Raw genomic sequence first — 15,186 nt, 5'->3', positions numbered from 1 at the left:
GCACGCCCGCCTTGGGGCAAAAGCGCAGGCAAGAGCCTTGCACAGCATCAGCCTTGAAAGGGATAGCCATGACGATTCAAGTCGGCACAGACACAGCCAAGACCCGCAAAACCCTCACCGTGGGCGACCAGTCCGTCGCCTACTATTCCATCGCCGCCGCCGAAGCCGCCGGTCTGGGTGATTTTTCGAAACTACCTGCGGCGCTGAAGGTGGTGTTGGAAAACCTGCTTCGGTTCGAGGATGACGGGTTTTCCGTGTCGGTTGATGATATCAAGGCGTTTTCGGAATGGGCCACCAAAGGCGGCAAGAACCCCCGCGAAATCGCCTATCGGCCCGCCCGCGTGCTGATGCAGGATTTCACCGGCGTTCCCGCAGTCGTTGACCTTGCTGCAATGCGCGACGGGATCGTGGCGCTGGGTGGCGACGCCCAGCAGATCAACCCGCTGAACCCTGTTGACCTTGTGATCGACCATTCGGTGATGATCGACGAATTCGGCAACCCGCGTGCGTTCCAGATGAACGTGGACCGCGAATACGAACGCAACATGGAACGCTACCAGTTCCTGAAGTGGGGTCAGGGTGCATTCAACAACTTCCGCGTCGTGCCACCGGGCACGGGCATCTGCCATCAGGTGAACCTTGAATATCTGGCCCAGACGGTCTGGACCGACACCGACCAGAACGGTGACGAAGTTGCCTATCCCGACACGCTGGTCGGCACCGACAGCCACACAACCATGGTCAACGGACTGGCCGTTCTGGGCTGGGGCGTCGGCGGGATCGAGGCCGAGGCCGCCATGCTGGGCCAACCGATTTCCATGCTGATCCCCGAAGTTGTCGGGTTCGAACTGACCGGTGCCATGACCGAAGGCACCACGGGCACCGACCTGGTGCTGAAGGTCGTGGAAATGCTGCGCGAACTGGGCGTCGTCGGGAAATTTGTGGAATTCTATGGCGCGGGTCTTGACCATCTGCCACTGGCCGACCGCGCGACAATCGCCAACATGGCGCCCGAATATGGCGCGACCTGCGGCTTTTTCCCGATCGACAGCGAAACCCTGCGCTACCTGCGCAACACCGGCCGCGACGAAGACCGGATCGCGCTGGTCGAAGCCTACGCCAAGGAGAACGGCTTCTGGCGCGATGCGTCCTATGCGCCGGTCTATACCGATACGCTCACGCTCGACATGGGCACGGTCGTTCCTGCCATCTCCGGCCCGAAACGTCCGCAGGATCACATCAACCTTGACGTGGCCGGGACCGCTTTTGGTCAATACGTCAAAGGGATCCGCGACGGCAAAGACGCCAGCGCCAAAGCCGAAACCCGCTGGGAAGGCGAAGGCGGCCAGCCCGAACCGCAGCACATCCCCGGCGACGAAGGCCATCACATGCGCGGTTACGTGATGACCGAAGACGGGCATTACCAGTTGCACGACGGGTCCATCGTGATCGCGTCCATCACGTCGTGCACCAACACGTCGAACCCCTATGTGATGATCGGGGCCGGTCTGGTCGCCCGCAAGGCGCGCGAACTGGGCCTGAACCGCAAGCCATGGGTCAAGACATCGCTTGCCCCCGGATCACAGGTCGTGTCCGAATACCTGGAGGCCGCAGGGCTTCAGGATGATCTGGATGCCATCGGCTTCAACCTTGTTGGTTACGGCTGCACCACCTGTATCGGCAACTCTGGCCCGTTGGAGCCTGCAATCAGCAAGGCGATCAACGACTATGATCTTGTCGCCACCTCTGTGTTGTCAGGCAACCGCAACTTCGAAGGGCGGATTTCACCTGACGTGCGCGCCAACTACCTCGCCTCTCCGCCGCTTGTCGTGGCCTACGCGCTGGTGGGCGACATGAACGTCAACATCGCGACCGACCCGATCGGGCAAGACAAGAACGGCAATGATGTCTACCTGCGCGACATCTGGCCCACCTCTGCCGAGATCAACGCGCTGGTAGAAAAGACCGTCACGCGCGAGGCGTTCCAGTCGAAATATGCTGACGTCTTCAAAGGCGACGAAAAGTGGCAGGCGGTCGAAACCACCGACAGCGAAACCTACGACTGGCCTGCATCGTCGACTTACGTCCAGAACCCACCCTACTTCAAAGGCATGTCCAAGGACGCGGGCACCATCCAGAACGTGGAAAACGCCAAGGTGCTTGCGGTGCTGGGCGACATGGTCACAACCGACCATATTTCCCCCGCCGGGTCGTTCAAGGAAACCACCCCCGCCGGTCAATACCTGATCGACCGGCAGGTGCCCGTGCGCGAATTCAACAGCTATGGGTCGCGGCGCGGCAACCACGAGGTGATGATGCGCGGCACCTTCGCCAACATCCGCATCAAGAACGAAATGCTGGACGGCGTCGAAGGCGGCTATACCAAAGGCCCCGATGGCGAACAGACCTCGATCTTCGATGCGGCGATGGCCTATCAGGAAAACGGCACGCCGCTGGTGATCTTTGCCGGCGAACAATACGGTGCCGGTTCATCGCGCGACTGGGCGGCCAAGGGCACGGCCCTGCTGGGCGTCAAGGCCGTGATCGCGGAAAGCTTTGAGCGTATCCACCGGTCCAACCTTGTCGGCATGGGCGTTGTTCCGTTCGAATTCACCGGCGGTGACACCCGCAAGACGCTGGGCCTGACCGGCGAAGAAACGGTGACCATCGCAGGTCTGGACGCGGTGAAGCCGCTACAGGACATGACAGCCCAGATCACCTATGCCGATGGCACGACCAAGGACATCACCGTCAAATGCCGGATCGATACCGCGGTCGAGATCGAATACATCGAGAACGGCGGCGTGCTGCACTATGTGCTGCGGAACCTGGCAAAAGCGTCGTGATAACAATAAGGCCCCGGTGATTACACCGGGGCCTTTTAATCAGAGCCAAAGCAAGGGCGGGGATTTCCCCGCCTTTTTGCTATTTGCCCATCGCTTTGGCCAGTTCCGGCAAGAACCGCTGTTCATAATCCGACCCGACCAGCGGGCCAACAAAACGGAACAGCACAGTTCCGTCCCCATCCACGATGAAGGTTTCCGGCGGTGCGGTCACACCCCAGTCAATCGCCACACGACCGCGCAGATCAAAGCCGGTCGCGAAAAACGGGTCTTTGGAATTGATCAGATATTCCGACGCCTGCGCCTGCTGGTCGCGGAAATTGATGCCTGCAATGCGGTAACCCTGCGCCTGCAAATCCAGCAGGTTAGGATGTTCGGCACGGCACGGCGGGCACCAGCTGGCCCAGAAATTCACGATGGTCACGTCACCGCCCCGCAAATCGGCATCGGTCAGTTGCACAGTGCCCTGCACCGCCTCGACCGGGACCGGCGGGGCCTGCTGGCCCACGAATGTCGATGGCAGCTCATCCGCGTTGTCGCGAAACATGCCTGCCGCGAACAGCCCGGCAAGGGCTGCGAAAACCACCGGCGGAATGATCATGAGCGGTGACAGCTTAGCCATTCTTTTCCACCTTTTCCAAGGCGTCGCGCACACGGCGGGACCGCCGCACGCTCAGCCCCACGACGATCGCAAGCAGGCCAAGGCTGACCCCGTAAGACAGCATCACCTCGAACGCGTATTTTCCCAGATCAGGCACGGCGCATCCTTGCTTGCAGTGCGCGCATACGGCGGGCACGAATTTCAGTCCGGGTGCGCAGAAGCACAAGTGCCACAAACAGCAACACAAAGCCCGCGATGCACACCAACAGCGGCAACCAGAAAACATCCGCCACGTTTTCCTCGGCGTCCATCGACAGCGATGCGCCCTGGTGCAAACCCTGGCTCCAGAACAGGACGGCGTAGCGCGACAGGATCGCAAAAACCGATCCGACCATGCACAGCACAGCGGTCAGGTCGGCGGCAGTATCGGGGTCTTCGATCGCTTCCCACAGGGCAATATAGCCCAGATAGAACAGAAACAGGATCAGGAATGATGTCAGCCGCGGGTCCCACGCCCAATAGGTGCCCCACATCGGCTGCCCCCAGATCGCCCCGGTGAACAGCGCGATCAGCGTCATGGTCAGGCCCACAGGGGCCGCCGCGCGCGCGGCCAGCGCCGATACGTGATGCCGCCGCACCACCCAGATCAGGGATGCCACCAACATCATGATCCAGGCGTTGATTGCCATCAGCGCGGCGGGCACATGCAGATAGATGATTTTCACCGTCGATCCCTGCCGGAAATCATCGGGTGTGAAAAAGAACCCCCAGACCAGCCCCACCGCCAGAGACACCCCACCCAGGATGAACGTCCATGTCAGCACAGGCGCTGTCCAGCCCATGAACCTTTTCGGATTTGCATATTCCCATATCGACATAGTCGTTATCTATCCTGCCCCATAAGCACCCTCAATCCCCGATCACCGCAGATTGATGCGCAAAACCGCCGCAGTGGCAAAAGGCAACAGGGCAAAGCCCCCCACCGTGATCCCTGCCAGCAGCATCAATGCACCTGTCGGGTCAAGCCCGTCGGCACCGCGCCGCACCGCCTCGGCCCCGAAAATCAATGTGGGGACATAAAGCGGCAAGACCAAGAGCGACAAAAGCAAACCACCCCGCCGCAACCCCACCGTCAGCGCCGCCCCGAATGTGCCGATCATCGACAACGCGGGCGTGCCCAAAAGCAGCGACAAAAGCAGATAAACATAGGCCTCTGGCGCAAGGCTCAGCAGAAACCCGAGCGCGGGGGCCGCGACCGTCAGCGGCAACCCCGTGGTGATCCAATGCGCCAGCGCCTTCATCAGTGCCGCGCCCTCGAACGGCAGTGGTGACGTGGCCAGCAGCGTCAGCGACCCGTCCTCGAAATCCAGCGCAAAAATCCGGTCCAGCGACAAAAGTGCCGCCAACAGGGACGCGACCCACAATATGCCCGGCGCAATAGCCGTCAGCAGCGTGGTGTCAGGCCCCACGCCAAATGGCACCAGCACCACAACAATCAGGAAAAACGCAAGTCCCAGTCCGAAACCGCCGCCCGCGCGCACCGCAAGGCGCAGGTCGCGCAAAAGCAACGCGATCATAAGAACGCCTCGTCCGTGCCACCATGCGAACCCGGCGCGCATTTGAACGGGGTCAGGTCCAGTTCCGGTGCCTCAAGCCCAAGATCGATATGGGTGGCAATCACCGCGATCCCACCCGCCGCCAGATGCCCGCGCAGCCAGTCGGCAAAGAGTTTCACCGAAAACCGGTCAAGCGACACCGTGGGTTCATCCAGAAACAACACCTTGCGCCCGATCACGCCCAGCCGGGCCAGCCCCAGACGCCGCTTTTGCCCTGCGGACAGCGTGCCACCGGGACGGTCGCGCAGATCGGCAAGGTCAAAGGTTTCAAGAATATCGTCCGGCATGGTGGCGCCATGCACATCCGCCCAGAATTGCAGGTTTTCAGTCACGCTCAGCGCGGCCTTGATGCCATCTGCATGGCTGGCATAGGCGCCGTCCTCTTCGGGGAAATCCACGGTGCCATCCAGCGCAGGTTGCACCCCCGCCAAGGTGCGCAACAACGTGGTCTTGCCCACCCCGTTGGGACCGCGCAAGATCAGGGCCTGCCCCGCCGCGACATCAAAGCTGACACCACTCAGGACGGGCGCGCCACCACGGGCACAGGACAGGTTGCGCACCTTCAGCATTCAGATCGGGATCAGGGCAACCGCCACGCGCCGCCCCTCGGACAACAGGATGTTATACGTGCGGCAGGCCGCCGGTGACGCCATGGTTTCCACCCCAATGCCCGCATCCTCCAGTGTTTTGCGAAATCCGACGGGGGGATGGGCAATTTCGGCCCCTGTGCCGACAAACAGCACATCAAGGTTTTCCGCCTGTTCAAGGATGACAGCCGTGTCATCAAACCCGCCCCAAGCGGTCACACCAGAAGGAAAAACGGCCACAGACCCCTGAACGATTTCGCCCCCGATCCGAAAAAAACCGGGGCCATATCCGTCAATTGGCACCGCGTCGTTATAGCTGATCTCGTTCAGGCGCATTACAGCCTCCCGTTACGTATCAAGATGACCATATCGCGTGCCGGCGGCGGGGTCCTTTTTGGACCAGTCGCGTTTCACACCCAGCACCAACAGCAGCGCGGATGCCACAAAGATGGATGAATAGGTGCCGATGATCACGCCCCAGATCATCGCGAACACGAACCCGCGGATCACATCCCCCCCCAGCACGAACAGCGCCACCAGCGCAAGCAAGGTCGTCCCCGAGGTCATCAACGTCCGCGACAGGGTTTCGTTGATGGACAGGTTCAGCACCTCCTTGAGGTCCTTTTTCTTGTATTTGCGCAGGTTCTCGCGGACCCGGTCAAACACGATCACCGTATCGTTGATGGAATAACCCACAATCGTCAGCAAGGCCGCGATAATCGCCAGATCGAATTTGATCTGCAATTCCGAAAATATCCCGATGGTCAGCAAGACGTCATGCAGCAACGCCAGCACGGCACCCACGGCAAATTGCCACTCGAACCGCAGCCAGATATAGGCAAGGATCGCCCCCACAGCCAGCGCGACCGCCAGAATGGCAGTATTGATCAGCTCGCCCGAAACCTTGGGCCCGACCGATGAAATCGACGGAAATTCCATTCCCGGATCAACCGTGCGCAGCGCGGTCTGGATCTGTTCGATGGTCTCGGATGCGATCCGCTCATCGCCTTCCTGTGCCTGAATGCGCACCATCGCAACATGTTCGTTTTCGGCGAATGTCGGGTCGAACACCTCGGCGATGGACAGATCCCCCAACTCCAGCGGGGCCAATGCATCGCGGTAGGCGGCCACATCGACCGGCACCTCTGATTGGGTGCGGATGCTCGTCCCGCCCTGAAAATCGATCCCGTAATTCAGGCCCTGAATGGCAAAGGATACAAATGCCACCGCCATCATCACCAGCGATATGCCCAGCCACAGCCGGGCGCGTTTGAAGAAATCGATGGTTGTGTCGTCGCGGACCAGTTTCAGACGCATGTCAAACCTCGATTGTCTTGGGGCGGGCGCGCGCAAACCACAGCGCAATGATCGCACGGGTCACGAAAAGCGCGGTGAAAACGGATGTGACGATGCCAAACCCCAGCGTCACCGCAAAACCGCTGACCGGGCCGGACCCGATGGTAAACAGGATCACTGCGGTCATGAACGTGGTGATATTGGCGTCAATGATTGACGAAAGCGCCTTTTCATAGCCCAGCTCAATCGCGCGCGCCGGGCCTTTGGCGGTTTTCAATTCCTCGCGGATCCGCTCGAACACGATCACATTGGCGTCCACCGCCATCCCGATGGTCAGCACGATCCCCGCGATCCCCGGCAGGGTCAGCGTGGCACCAACGATCGACAACAGGCCAAAGATCAGCCCCACGTTAATGATCAGCGCGACATTTGCAAAGACACCGAACAACCCGTAGCTGAGCACCATGTAAACCAGAATGGCCAGCCCCGCGACGATACAGGCGACCTTGCCCGCATCGATGCTGTCTTGGCCCAGTTCCGGCCCGATGGTGCGTTCCTCAAGGAACGTCAGTTCTGCAGGCAAGGCACCCGACCGCAGCAGCACGGCAAGATTTGTCGCCTCTTCGGGGGTGAAATTACCGGTGATGATACCCGATCCACCGGGAATATGGCTCTGGATCGTGGGGGCGGAAATCACCGCATCATCCAGCACGATGGCAAAAGGTGATCCGATGTTGTCCAGCGTGTAATCGCCGAATTTGCGCGCGGCGGTGGTGTTGAACCGGAAAGCCACGGCAGGCCGGCCATTCTGGTCGAAATCAAGCTGGGCGTTTTCCAGGTCTTCGCCCGTGACAACCGGACGGCGTTCCAGAATGTAGAACAGTCCCTCCTGTTCGGCATCAGGGGCGAGAATGTTGCCGCTACCCGGGGATTCGTTCGCATCACTGGTGCGCCCCAGCACGGGGTTGAACGTCAGCTGCGCAGTCGTGCCCAGCAGGTCGATGATGTCATTGGCCGACCCGACACCGGGCACCTGCACCAGAATGCGCTGCGCACCCTGCCGCTGGATTGTCGGTTCGCGGGTGCCGACCTCGTCGATCCGGCGGCGGATGATTTCCAGCGATTGCGACATGGTGCGTTCGTCCATCGCCAGCTTTTCGGCATCGCTTAGCGTGATGGTCATCAGGGTGCCGTCGATCCGCACGTCGATATTGCTGGCCCCTGCCCCTGTCAGCGTCGTGACGGGCCGGCCCAGACCGCGGACCAGTTCCAGCGCGCGGGCCGCACCGGCTGGTTCGGAAATGCGCACGCGCAACTCCGTATCGGGGCTGTCGTCACGGGTGACGAACCCCACCGTGTCGCGTTCGGCGGCCAGCACATCGCGCACCTCGGGCCAGAACCCTTCAAGGAAGGTCGCATAAACATCCGTGACCTGCACCTCGACCAACAGATGCGCGCCGCCGCGCAGGTCAAGACCAAGGTTTACCAGATTGGACGGCAGAAAATCCGGCCACCGCGCCGCATCTTCGGCCAGGGCCGCGTCGCTTTGCCCGGTCTGAATGACCTTCATCGCATCATTATGCGCCTCGACCCGGCCATAAAACCCGTTCGGCATCGCAAACGTCAGGCCGACAAGGACCGTCAGCCAGATCATGACCTGCTTGGCGAAAGAAATATTCAACATGAAAAGCGGCCCCTTGGCGGGTTCAGGCTTTCGCCGGTTCGGTCTTGTTCACAACTGTTGCGATGGTCGATTTTACGATGCGCACCTGCACACCCGATGCGATCTCCACTTCAACTTCGTTGCTGTCATCCTTGACCTTGGTCACTTTGCCCATGATGCCACCCTGGGTGATCACCTGATCGCCCCGGCGCAACGCCTCCAGCATCGCCTGATGTTCCTTGAGCTTTTTCTGCTGCGGACGGATCAGCAGGAAATACATGATCCCGAAGATCAGGATAATTGGAATAAACTGTGCTGCGCCTTGCATGATGTCCCCTTGCCTGTTGTTCTGACCGCGAGCGCCACAGGCACCCGATAAAAGTTGCGGCAACCTAATTGCTGGCCCGCCGATTGGCAACGCCGTCGCCACCCTTTTCGCCATATGGCGCAAGCGGGGGCCGGGTGCAATCCAAACGCTTTCAAATCCCCGTTTTTCCCGTCAGGATGCACGGGATAGGTGTAGCGAGGGGGTGACGTCTGAACCAAACACCAAAGAAGTGGTTTCGCCTGCATGAAAGAAAGTGATGATCACCCCCGCGGAATCAACGCCGCAGGCCGCCACGGAGCCACCAGCGCGCGGCATTGCACCGGATCATGGCGCGCGCGCTTTTCATCGCCCGCGAACTGCGGCATATGTCCCCCGACACCACCAACCAAGGACCAGACCCATGCACGATATCCGCACCATCCGTGACAACCCCGCAGCGTTTGACGCGGCCCTGTCACGCCGTGGGATCGCCCCTGTGTCCGCTGACCTTTTGGCCATCGACGCGGCCCGCCGCGCGGCGATCCTTGCTGCGGAAACCGCGCAGGCCGATGCCAACAAGGCCGCCAAGGATGTGGGTGCCGCCAAGGCGCGGGGCGATGATGCGGAATTCGACCGCCTGCGCGCGCTGGTGGCCGAAAAGAAACAACAGATCGCCACGCTGACCGAGCAGGCCAAGGCCGAAGACGCCCGCCTGCACGATCTGCTGATCGCCCTGCCCAACCTGCCCGACCCATCCATTCCCGATGGCAAGGATGAAAACGACAACGTCGAAATCCGCCGCCACGGCACCCCGCGCGACCTGGATTTCGCCCCGATGGAGCATTACGACATTCCCGCCATCCGTCCGGGAATGGATTTTGAAACCGCCGCCAAACTGTCGGGCAGCCGCTTTGTGCTGCTGTCGGGGGCCGTCGCCCGCCTGCACCGGGCCTTGGCGCAGTTCATGCTGGATACCCATGTCGAGGATCACGGGCTTCTCGAAACCATCACCCCCGTGATGGTGCGCGAGGAAATGATGTATGGCACAGGCCAGTTGCCCAAATTCGGCGAAGACAGCTATCAGACGACAAACGGTTGGTGGCTGATCCCCACCGCCGAGGTGACGCTGACCAATATCGTCAACGGGCTGACGCTGGACGAAACCACCCTGCCCCGCCGCTATGTCGCGCACACACAGTGTTTCCGGTCCGAGGCGGGCAGCGCGGGGCGCGACACATCGGGCATGCTGCGCCAGCACCAGTTCGAAAAGGTCGAGATGGTCAGCATCACCGCCCCCGAAAACAGCGCCGCCGAACATGACGCCATGACACGCCGGGCCGAGGTGATCCTGGAAAAACTCGGCCTGCCTTACCGCACTGTCGTGCTGTGTGCGGGCGACATGGGCGCAGGTGCCACCAAGACCCACGATATCGAGGTGTGGCTACCCGGCCAGAACACCTATCGCGAAATCAGCTCGGTTTCTGTCTGCGGCGATTATCAGGCACGGCGGATGAACGCGCGGTTCAAACCGGCCGAAGGCGGCAAACCGCAGTTCGTGCATACGCTGAACGGATCGGGGCTTGCCGTGGGGCGCACGCTGATCGCTGTCGTGGAAAACGGCCAGCAGGCGGATGGGTCCGTGACGCTGCCCGCCGTGCTGCACCCCTATCTGCGCGGCAGAACGATGATCACCGCGACCGGTGATCTGGCATGAACCGTGCGCTGGCCGCGCTGACCCTGCTGGTCACGGCGACATTTGTGCTGTCACCCGCGCTGACGGCCCCGTTCAGCGGGTTCCGCGCCGACCAGTTGCCGTTTCCGCAGATCGACCCGCCTGTGCAGCCTGCGGGCTATGCCTTTGCGATTTGGGGGCTGATTTACGCTTGGCTGGTCGTGTCAGCCTTATACGGCCTGATCAAACGTCCGGGGAACGCTGCCTGGAACCGCGTGCGCCTGCCGCTGATTGTCAGCCTTGGCGTCGGCACACCGTGGCTGGCTGTTGCCAACAACAGCGCAGTCTGGGCGACGGTGATGATTTTCATCATGGCCATCGGGGCGATCATTGCGGTCTATCACGCACCTGCCCGCGACCGCTGGTGGCTGCGTGCGCCGGTGGGCATTTACGCGGGCTGGCTGACGGCGGCGTCTTTCGTTGCGCTGGCCAGCACCGCCGCCGGTTACGGGCTGTTGATGGGGGCAATTGGCTGGGCCTATGCGGGGATCATCGGCGCACTGCTGGTTGCCGCCATCGTCCAGCGCCAGACCGGCGCGCCCGGTTACGGGCTGACGGTGATCTGGGCGCTGGTGGGCATCATCGTCGCCAATGGCACTAGTGAAATGGGCGTCAGCGCATTGGCCGCCCTCGGCATCGGCGCGATGCTGGTGCTGACATTGCGCCCTAGCCCGAGCGGTCGCCACCAGACACAAGATACCCTTTGACTGCTTGGAGCCCAAATTTCCGTTTTTCTGTCTTGCAGCGAACGTGCGAAATCGAAAAAATAACAAAACAGCGGCCAAGTTTTTCGAACAATTCTGGACATGCGGTTTGCTCGCGAACGGTCAAATCTACATTTTCGAAAGAGACTGAATCGCTTAGCAATACGGCATTAGGCCAACCAAGCACATCAATTGTTGACATTCATAGCTTGGCGCTTTGACAGGTAGCGTCCAGAAAGGTTGCGATCGAACCCGTGTCGCGCGGTGCACCATCGTAGCTATTACCATGCATTCGATAGGCCCGCTTTACCCCAGCCGGACATCGCTCGACCTATTCGGCGGCGGTGCGTCCGCCACCGATTGGAGTTTAACCGGTCAGATCAGCTGGATGCGCGACGGCGGCGGCTGAGCGCGCCAAGACCCGCCAAACCACCCAGCAACAACAGCACAGATGCGGGCAGCGGGACAGGTGCGATCGCCTCGACGCTTAGTCGCACAGACTGGCGACCATCTGCCATGTCAAAAATCGACGTGGTGTACCGTGCGGCGGGGTTGAAATCTGCTCTACTTCCAAATGCATAAATATCCGCATTTGATCCGTAATCAAAAATAAGTCCATCCAGATCCGTAAATTCAAAACTGTCGGCAATGAGAAGGTCCCAGTCAAAACGACCAGGTATTCTGGGGTCCCAATTTGATACAAAAACATCAATGTCAAACACGGTTCCTGCCGCCAGCGCGACAGGACCGGCAACGTCAATCCCGTTATTGAAGTTTGATATTGGGTCCACTGCCCAGCCCACAGCCGCAGCGAATTGCAGGATCGAGGATTCCTGTACCGTGAGGCGGTCACTGAAGTTCAAAGTACGTGAGGCACCGTCACCCCCAATGATACGGGCCCCTGTCACCTCAACATCACCACCGATCGTGCCAATTCCTTGGACGGTGCCACCCGTGATCTGCACGGTGTCAAAATCCATCTCACCATTTACGCGCAACTGACCGTCAGTCTGAGTGAAATTCGCGCCAGAAAGCAAAGTGTCTCCAGCGTTGTTGTCGCTCACCTCGACGAGGCCTGTATTGGTGATGCTGCCGGTTGATGTCGTCGCTGTGCGCCCAAGAACTGACAGCACTCCGTTGTTCTCAATATCGCCGTTGTTGATCATTGCATTGGCTGTAGTACGCCCATTGTTGATGATGGTTCCATCTTCGGTGTTGTCCAACACACCTTGGACCGCCTCAAAATCCGTTCCTTCGTCGATGGTGATCGACCCTTTGTTGGTCAGCGTCGCACCGTTAGTCAGGGTCGCATCGGGTACAATAAAATATCGACGCCCTTGCATTTCAATGGAGCCCTCGTTCAACAGATCGCCCGTCTGACGGGTATTCCGCGCGTCGTTGCTGATCAGCGTGCCGCCTGCTGCAATGGTTGAGCCACCATCAATTATGCTGACACCGTTGCTTGTCCCCTCCAAGGTCACGGTTTCATCGGCCAGAATAGTTAGAGTGACCGCATGGGCCTGCGTGGTGAACGCTGAAAGCGTCAAAGCCGTCGCGCACAGAAAAGTTGTCGCGCGCAGCGAGGAAGTGAGGGTATGCATTGTCTATGTCCTTGAGAAGTCTGGGGCTAAATCCCACGCGTCGGCGGACATAACGGACCAAATTATTGATTTATAATAAAAGTTATACTACGCTAAGCAATCATAGTGTCAACGAGACTTTGTAGACACGAGAGGGCAGACAGTATCATAGTCCCAGAGCCGACCTTTGTGGTTTAACTGCCGGACGCCAGTGTAAAGGTGCATGTGATTAGAGTTAGGCTCGCATCAAGCGAGGCGGCACGCAGCTCACTATCCCGAAAGCAGACCTTGGTGCATGCGCAGCGAATGCACGCAAAGTCCCGCATAGCTACCTCTCGCGACAGCATTGCATGGCGCGGGAACATTTCGTCAGGTGGCGAACACTAGCGGTCGCCCGGACCTTTTTTAAGGTGCTTTGACAGGCGCGACGGCTGCGATGACTTGCGGTCCTTGTAAGGGTTCTTGTCGCCCTGATCGCGCAGATACAGCCGGATCGGCGTGCCCGGCATGTCAAAATCCTCGCGCAAACCATTGACCAGATAGCGTTTATAGCTTTCGGGCACCAGATCGGGATGCGAGGTCATGACAACGAATGCGGGGGGCCGCGTTTTCACCTGCGTGGCATAACGCATCTTGATCCGCTTGCCGCCGGGTGCGGGCGGCGGGTGCTGTTCCAGCATCCCTGTCAGCCAGCGGTTCAGTTGCGCGGTCGTCGCGCGCCGGTTCCAGACGTCATGCGCGCGCATGATCGCCTGTTGCAGCCGGTCCAGCCCCTTGCCCGTCTTGGCCGATACAGTGACCAGCGGCGCGCCGCGCAACTGCGGCAGCAGGCGTTCGAACGATTGTTTCAGTTCACGCAGCTTGTCCTGTTTATCGTCCTCGGTATCCCATTTGTTGACGGCGACCACCACCGCGCGCCCTTCGCGTTCCGCCAGATCGGCGATGCGCAAGTCCTGCTGTTCAAAGGGAATTTCCACGTCGAGCAACACCACGACGACCTCGGCAAACTTGACCGCACGCAACCCGTCGGACACCGACAGCTTTTCCAGCTTTTCCTGAATTTTTGCCTTTTTGCGCATCCCGGCGGTGTCAAATATGCGCATTGGCACACCCACACCATCCGGCCCCGCCCAATCCGTCTGCACGGAAATCGCATCGCGGGTGATCCCGGCCTCTGGTCCGGTCAGCAGGCGTTCTTCGCCGATGATCTTGTTGATCAGTGTGGATTTGCCTGCATTGGGGCGGCCCACAACGGCGATCTGCAAGGGCTTGGCACGCGTCGGCACGCGCGGTGCGTCCTCGTCATCCTCGCCCACGTCCACGTCAATGTCGGGCGCATCCAATGCGGCGCGTTCTTCATGTTCCTTGGCGATGGGACGCAGCACATCCAGCAATTCGCCCATGCCTTCGCCGTGTTCGGCAGACAGCCGGATAGGTTCACCCAGCCCCAGCGCGTAAGCCTCCAGAATTGTTGCATCTGCGGCGCGGCCCTCGCCCTTGTTGGCGGCAAGGATCACATTGGCGTTCTTTTTGCGCAAAATGTCCGCGAAAACTTCGTCTGCGGGCAACACGCCGGCGCGGGCGTCGATCATGAACAGACAGACATCGGCCATTTCCACGGCCCGTTCCGTCAGGCGGCGCATTCTGCCTTGCAGGCTGTCGTCTGTCGCCTCTTCCAGACCGGCGCTGTCGATGACGGTGAACCGCAAATCGGCCAACCGACCTTCGCCTTCGCGCAAATCACGCGTCACCCCCGGCTGGTCATCGACCAGAGCCAGCTTCTTGCCAACCAAACGGTTGAACAGCGTGGATTTGCCCACATTGGGACGCCCCACAATGGCAAGGGTAAAGGTCATGTCGCGGCTCCTGACGGGTTTGAAAGGGGCCGATACACCAATTCGGGATCAACGGAAAGCGTGCAATTGGCCCGTCTTGCTGACAACATACAGTGTCCGCCCCGCCACAACGGGGTTTGTCGCCGCGCCGCCGGGAATGTCGAGCGTGCCAATCAGGGCACCCGATGCCGGATCGAACTGCCGGATCAAGCCGTCGGATGACGCCACGATCAGACGCCCCCCCGCCAGCACCGGCCCGTGATGCGCAAACACAGACCGCTGCCGCGCAGTGGGCGCATCGCCAAAGGTCGGCATGGCCGTCCGCCAGACAGGCGCGCCGCTGGTTGCATCCAGCCGGACCAGTTCGTTCAGATCATTGACCAGGAACACGGCATCGCCAACGGGCCAAACGGGACTGACAG

The 15,186-nt window shown here is 60.3% G+C and carries 15 protein-coding genes; 3 read left to right on the top strand and 12 right to left on the bottom strand.

Translation table 11 applies throughout. From position 1 onward, the window contains the following. The first annotated feature begins 68 nt into the window (after window positions 1-68). Entirely contained in the window at window positions 69-2,846 is a 2,778-nt protein-coding gene (acnA, locus tag ACTG4B_RS10960) for an aconitate hydratase AcnA (RefSeq protein ID WP_439155745.1), read from the top strand. Between the two features lie 79 nt (window positions 2,847-2,925). On the opposite strand, the gene ACTG4B_RS10955 is transcribed toward acnA, so the two are convergent. Genes ACTG4B_RS10955 through yajC form a run of 9 tightly spaced genes read right to left on the bottom strand, consistent with a single transcriptional unit; the run spans window position 2,926 to window position 8,934 of the window. Beyond that, on the bottom strand, window positions 2,926-3,465 hold the full coding sequence (locus ACTG4B_RS10955) for a DsbE family thiol:disulfide interchange protein (RefSeq protein WP_439155744.1): 540 nt from the start codon (window positions 3,463-3,465) through the stop codon (window positions 2,926-2,928). Beyond that, on the bottom strand, window positions 3,458-3,601 hold the full coding sequence (gene ccmD / locus ACTG4B_RS10950) for a heme exporter protein CcmD (RefSeq protein WP_439155743.1): 144 nt from the start codon (window positions 3,599-3,601) through the stop codon (window positions 3,458-3,460). Before ccmD ends, ACTG4B_RS10955 begins: the two co-directional genes overlap by 8 nt. Continuing rightward, window positions 3,594-4,322: a heme ABC transporter permease CcmC gene (gene ccmC / locus ACTG4B_RS10945; RefSeq protein WP_439155742.1), complete on the bottom strand. Its 729-nt coding sequence runs from the start codon at window positions 4,320-4,322 to the stop codon at window positions 3,594-3,596. The genes ccmD and ccmC overlap by 8 nt, the downstream gene beginning before the upstream one ends. 42 nt (window positions 4,323-4,364) lie before the next feature. After that, window positions 4,365-5,021, bottom strand: coding sequence for a heme exporter protein CcmB (gene ccmB, locus ACTG4B_RS10940; RefSeq protein ID WP_439155741.1), 657 nt, complete (start codon window positions 5,019-5,021; stop codon window positions 4,365-4,367). Then, on the bottom strand, window positions 5,018-5,629 hold the full coding sequence (gene ccmA / locus ACTG4B_RS10935; protein ID WP_439155740.1) for a heme ABC exporter ATP-binding protein CcmA: 612 nt from the start codon (window positions 5,627-5,629) through the stop codon (window positions 5,018-5,020). Before ccmA ends, ccmB begins: the two co-directional genes overlap by 4 nt. Further along, window positions 5,630-5,983, bottom strand: coding sequence for an Mth938-like domain-containing protein (locus ACTG4B_RS10930; protein WP_439155739.1), 354 nt, complete (start codon window positions 5,981-5,983; stop codon window positions 5,630-5,632). It lies immediately after the preceding gene. A 12-nt stretch (window positions 5,984-5,995) separates the two neighbouring features. Then, window positions 5,996-6,964, bottom strand: coding sequence for a protein translocase subunit SecF (secF, locus tag ACTG4B_RS10925; RefSeq protein ID WP_439155738.1), 969 nt, complete (start codon window positions 6,962-6,964; stop codon window positions 5,996-5,998). A 1-nt stretch (window position 6,965) separates the two neighbouring features. Continuing rightward, the gene (gene secD / locus ACTG4B_RS10920; RefSeq protein ID WP_439155737.1) at window positions 6,966-8,627 is read right to left on the bottom strand and encodes a protein translocase subunit SecD; all 1,662 of its coding nucleotides are present in this window, start codon (window positions 8,625-8,627) and stop codon (window positions 6,966-6,968) included. Window positions 8,628-8,649: 22 nt separating this feature from the next. Beyond that, window positions 8,650-8,934 (bottom strand): preprotein translocase subunit YajC, encoded by a 285-nt coding sequence (gene yajC, locus ACTG4B_RS10915; RefSeq protein ID WP_439155736.1) that lies wholly within the window; start codon window positions 8,932-8,934, stop codon window positions 8,650-8,652. Between the two features lie 400 nt (window positions 8,935-9,334). Between yajC and serS the strand changes: the two genes are divergently transcribed. Further along, complete coding sequence (serS, locus tag ACTG4B_RS10910; RefSeq protein WP_439155735.1) at window positions 9,335-10,627, top strand: serine--tRNA ligase; 1,293 nt, start codon at window positions 9,335-9,337, stop codon at window positions 10,625-10,627. Continuing rightward, window positions 10,624-11,352 (top strand): hypothetical protein, encoded by a 729-nt coding sequence (locus ACTG4B_RS10905; RefSeq protein WP_439155734.1) that lies wholly within the window; start codon window positions 10,624-10,626, stop codon window positions 11,350-11,352. Before serS ends, ACTG4B_RS10905 begins: the two co-directional genes overlap by 4 nt. A 377-nt stretch (window positions 11,353-11,729) precedes the next feature. Here ACTG4B_RS10905 and ACTG4B_RS10900 read toward each other — a convergent pair whose 3' ends face one another. The 3 genes from ACTG4B_RS10900 to ACTG4B_RS10890 form a co-directional block, all read right to left on the bottom strand. Continuing rightward, window positions 11,730-12,950, bottom strand: coding sequence for a VPLPA-CTERM sorting domain-containing protein (locus tag ACTG4B_RS10900; RefSeq protein ID WP_439155733.1), 1,221 nt, complete (start codon window positions 12,948-12,950; stop codon window positions 11,730-11,732). Between the two features lie 362 nt (window positions 12,951-13,312). After that, on the bottom strand, window positions 13,313-14,785 hold the full coding sequence (gene der, locus ACTG4B_RS10895) for a ribosome biogenesis GTPase Der (RefSeq protein ID WP_439155732.1): 1,473 nt from the start codon (window positions 14,783-14,785) through the stop codon (window positions 13,313-13,315). Between the two features lie 48 nt (window positions 14,786-14,833). Continuing rightward, the coding region (locus ACTG4B_RS10890) for an outer membrane protein assembly factor BamB family protein (RefSeq protein WP_439155731.1) at window positions 14,834-15,186 on the bottom strand (353 nt) is incomplete at its 5' end.

The sequence above is a fragment of the Yoonia sp. genome (assembly GCF_965660735.1).
Lineage (GTDB): Bacteria > Pseudomonadota > Alphaproteobacteria > Rhodobacterales > Rhodobacteraceae > Yoonia.
Note: the sequence above shows the minus strand (reverse complement) of the source record. Positions and strands in the feature narration are given on the sequence as shown.

Excerpts from the sequence above, each read along its gene's own strand:
- acnA (WP_439155745.1), top strand. The coding sequence starts at position 69 with ATGACGATTCAAGTCGGCACAGACACAGCCAAGACCCGCAAAACCCTC.
- ACTG4B_RS10955 (WP_439155744.1), bottom strand. The coding sequence starts at position 3,465 with ATGGCTAAGCTGTCACCGCTCATGATCATTCCGCCGGTGGTTTTCGCA.
- ccmC (WP_439155742.1), bottom strand. The coding sequence starts at position 4,322 with ATGTCGATATGGGAATATGCAAATCCGAAAAGGTTCATGGGCTGGACA.
- ccmB (WP_439155741.1), bottom strand. The coding sequence starts at position 5,021 with ATGATCGCGTTGCTTTTGCGCGACCTGCGCCTTGCGGTGCGCGCGGGC.
- ccmA (WP_439155740.1), bottom strand. The coding sequence starts at position 5,629 with ATGCTGAAGGTGCGCAACCTGTCCTGTGCCCGTGGTGGCGCGCCCGTC.
- ACTG4B_RS10930 (WP_439155739.1), bottom strand. The coding sequence starts at position 5,983 with ATGCGCCTGAACGAGATCAGCTATAACGACGCGGTGCCAATTGACGGA.
- secF (WP_439155738.1), bottom strand. The coding sequence starts at position 6,964 with ATGCGTCTGAAACTGGTCCGCGACGACACAACCATCGATTTCTTCAAA.
- secD (WP_439155737.1), bottom strand. The coding sequence starts at position 8,627 with ATGTTGAATATTTCTTTCGCCAAGCAGGTCATGATCTGGCTGACGGTC.
- yajC (WP_439155736.1), bottom strand. The coding sequence starts at position 8,934 with ATGCAAGGCGCAGCACAGTTTATTCCAATTATCCTGATCTTCGGGATC.
- serS (WP_439155735.1), top strand. The coding sequence starts at position 9,335 with ATGCACGATATCCGCACCATCCGTGACAACCCCGCAGCGTTTGACGCG.
- ACTG4B_RS10905 (WP_439155734.1), top strand. The coding sequence starts at position 10,624 with ATGAACCGTGCGCTGGCCGCGCTGACCCTGCTGGTCACGGCGACATTT.
- ACTG4B_RS10900 (WP_439155733.1), bottom strand. The coding sequence starts at position 12,950 with ATGCATACCCTCACTTCCTCGCTGCGCGCGACAACTTTTCTGTGCGCG.
- der (WP_439155732.1), bottom strand. The coding sequence starts at position 14,785 with ATGACCTTTACCCTTGCCATTGTGGGGCGTCCCAATGTGGGCAAATCC.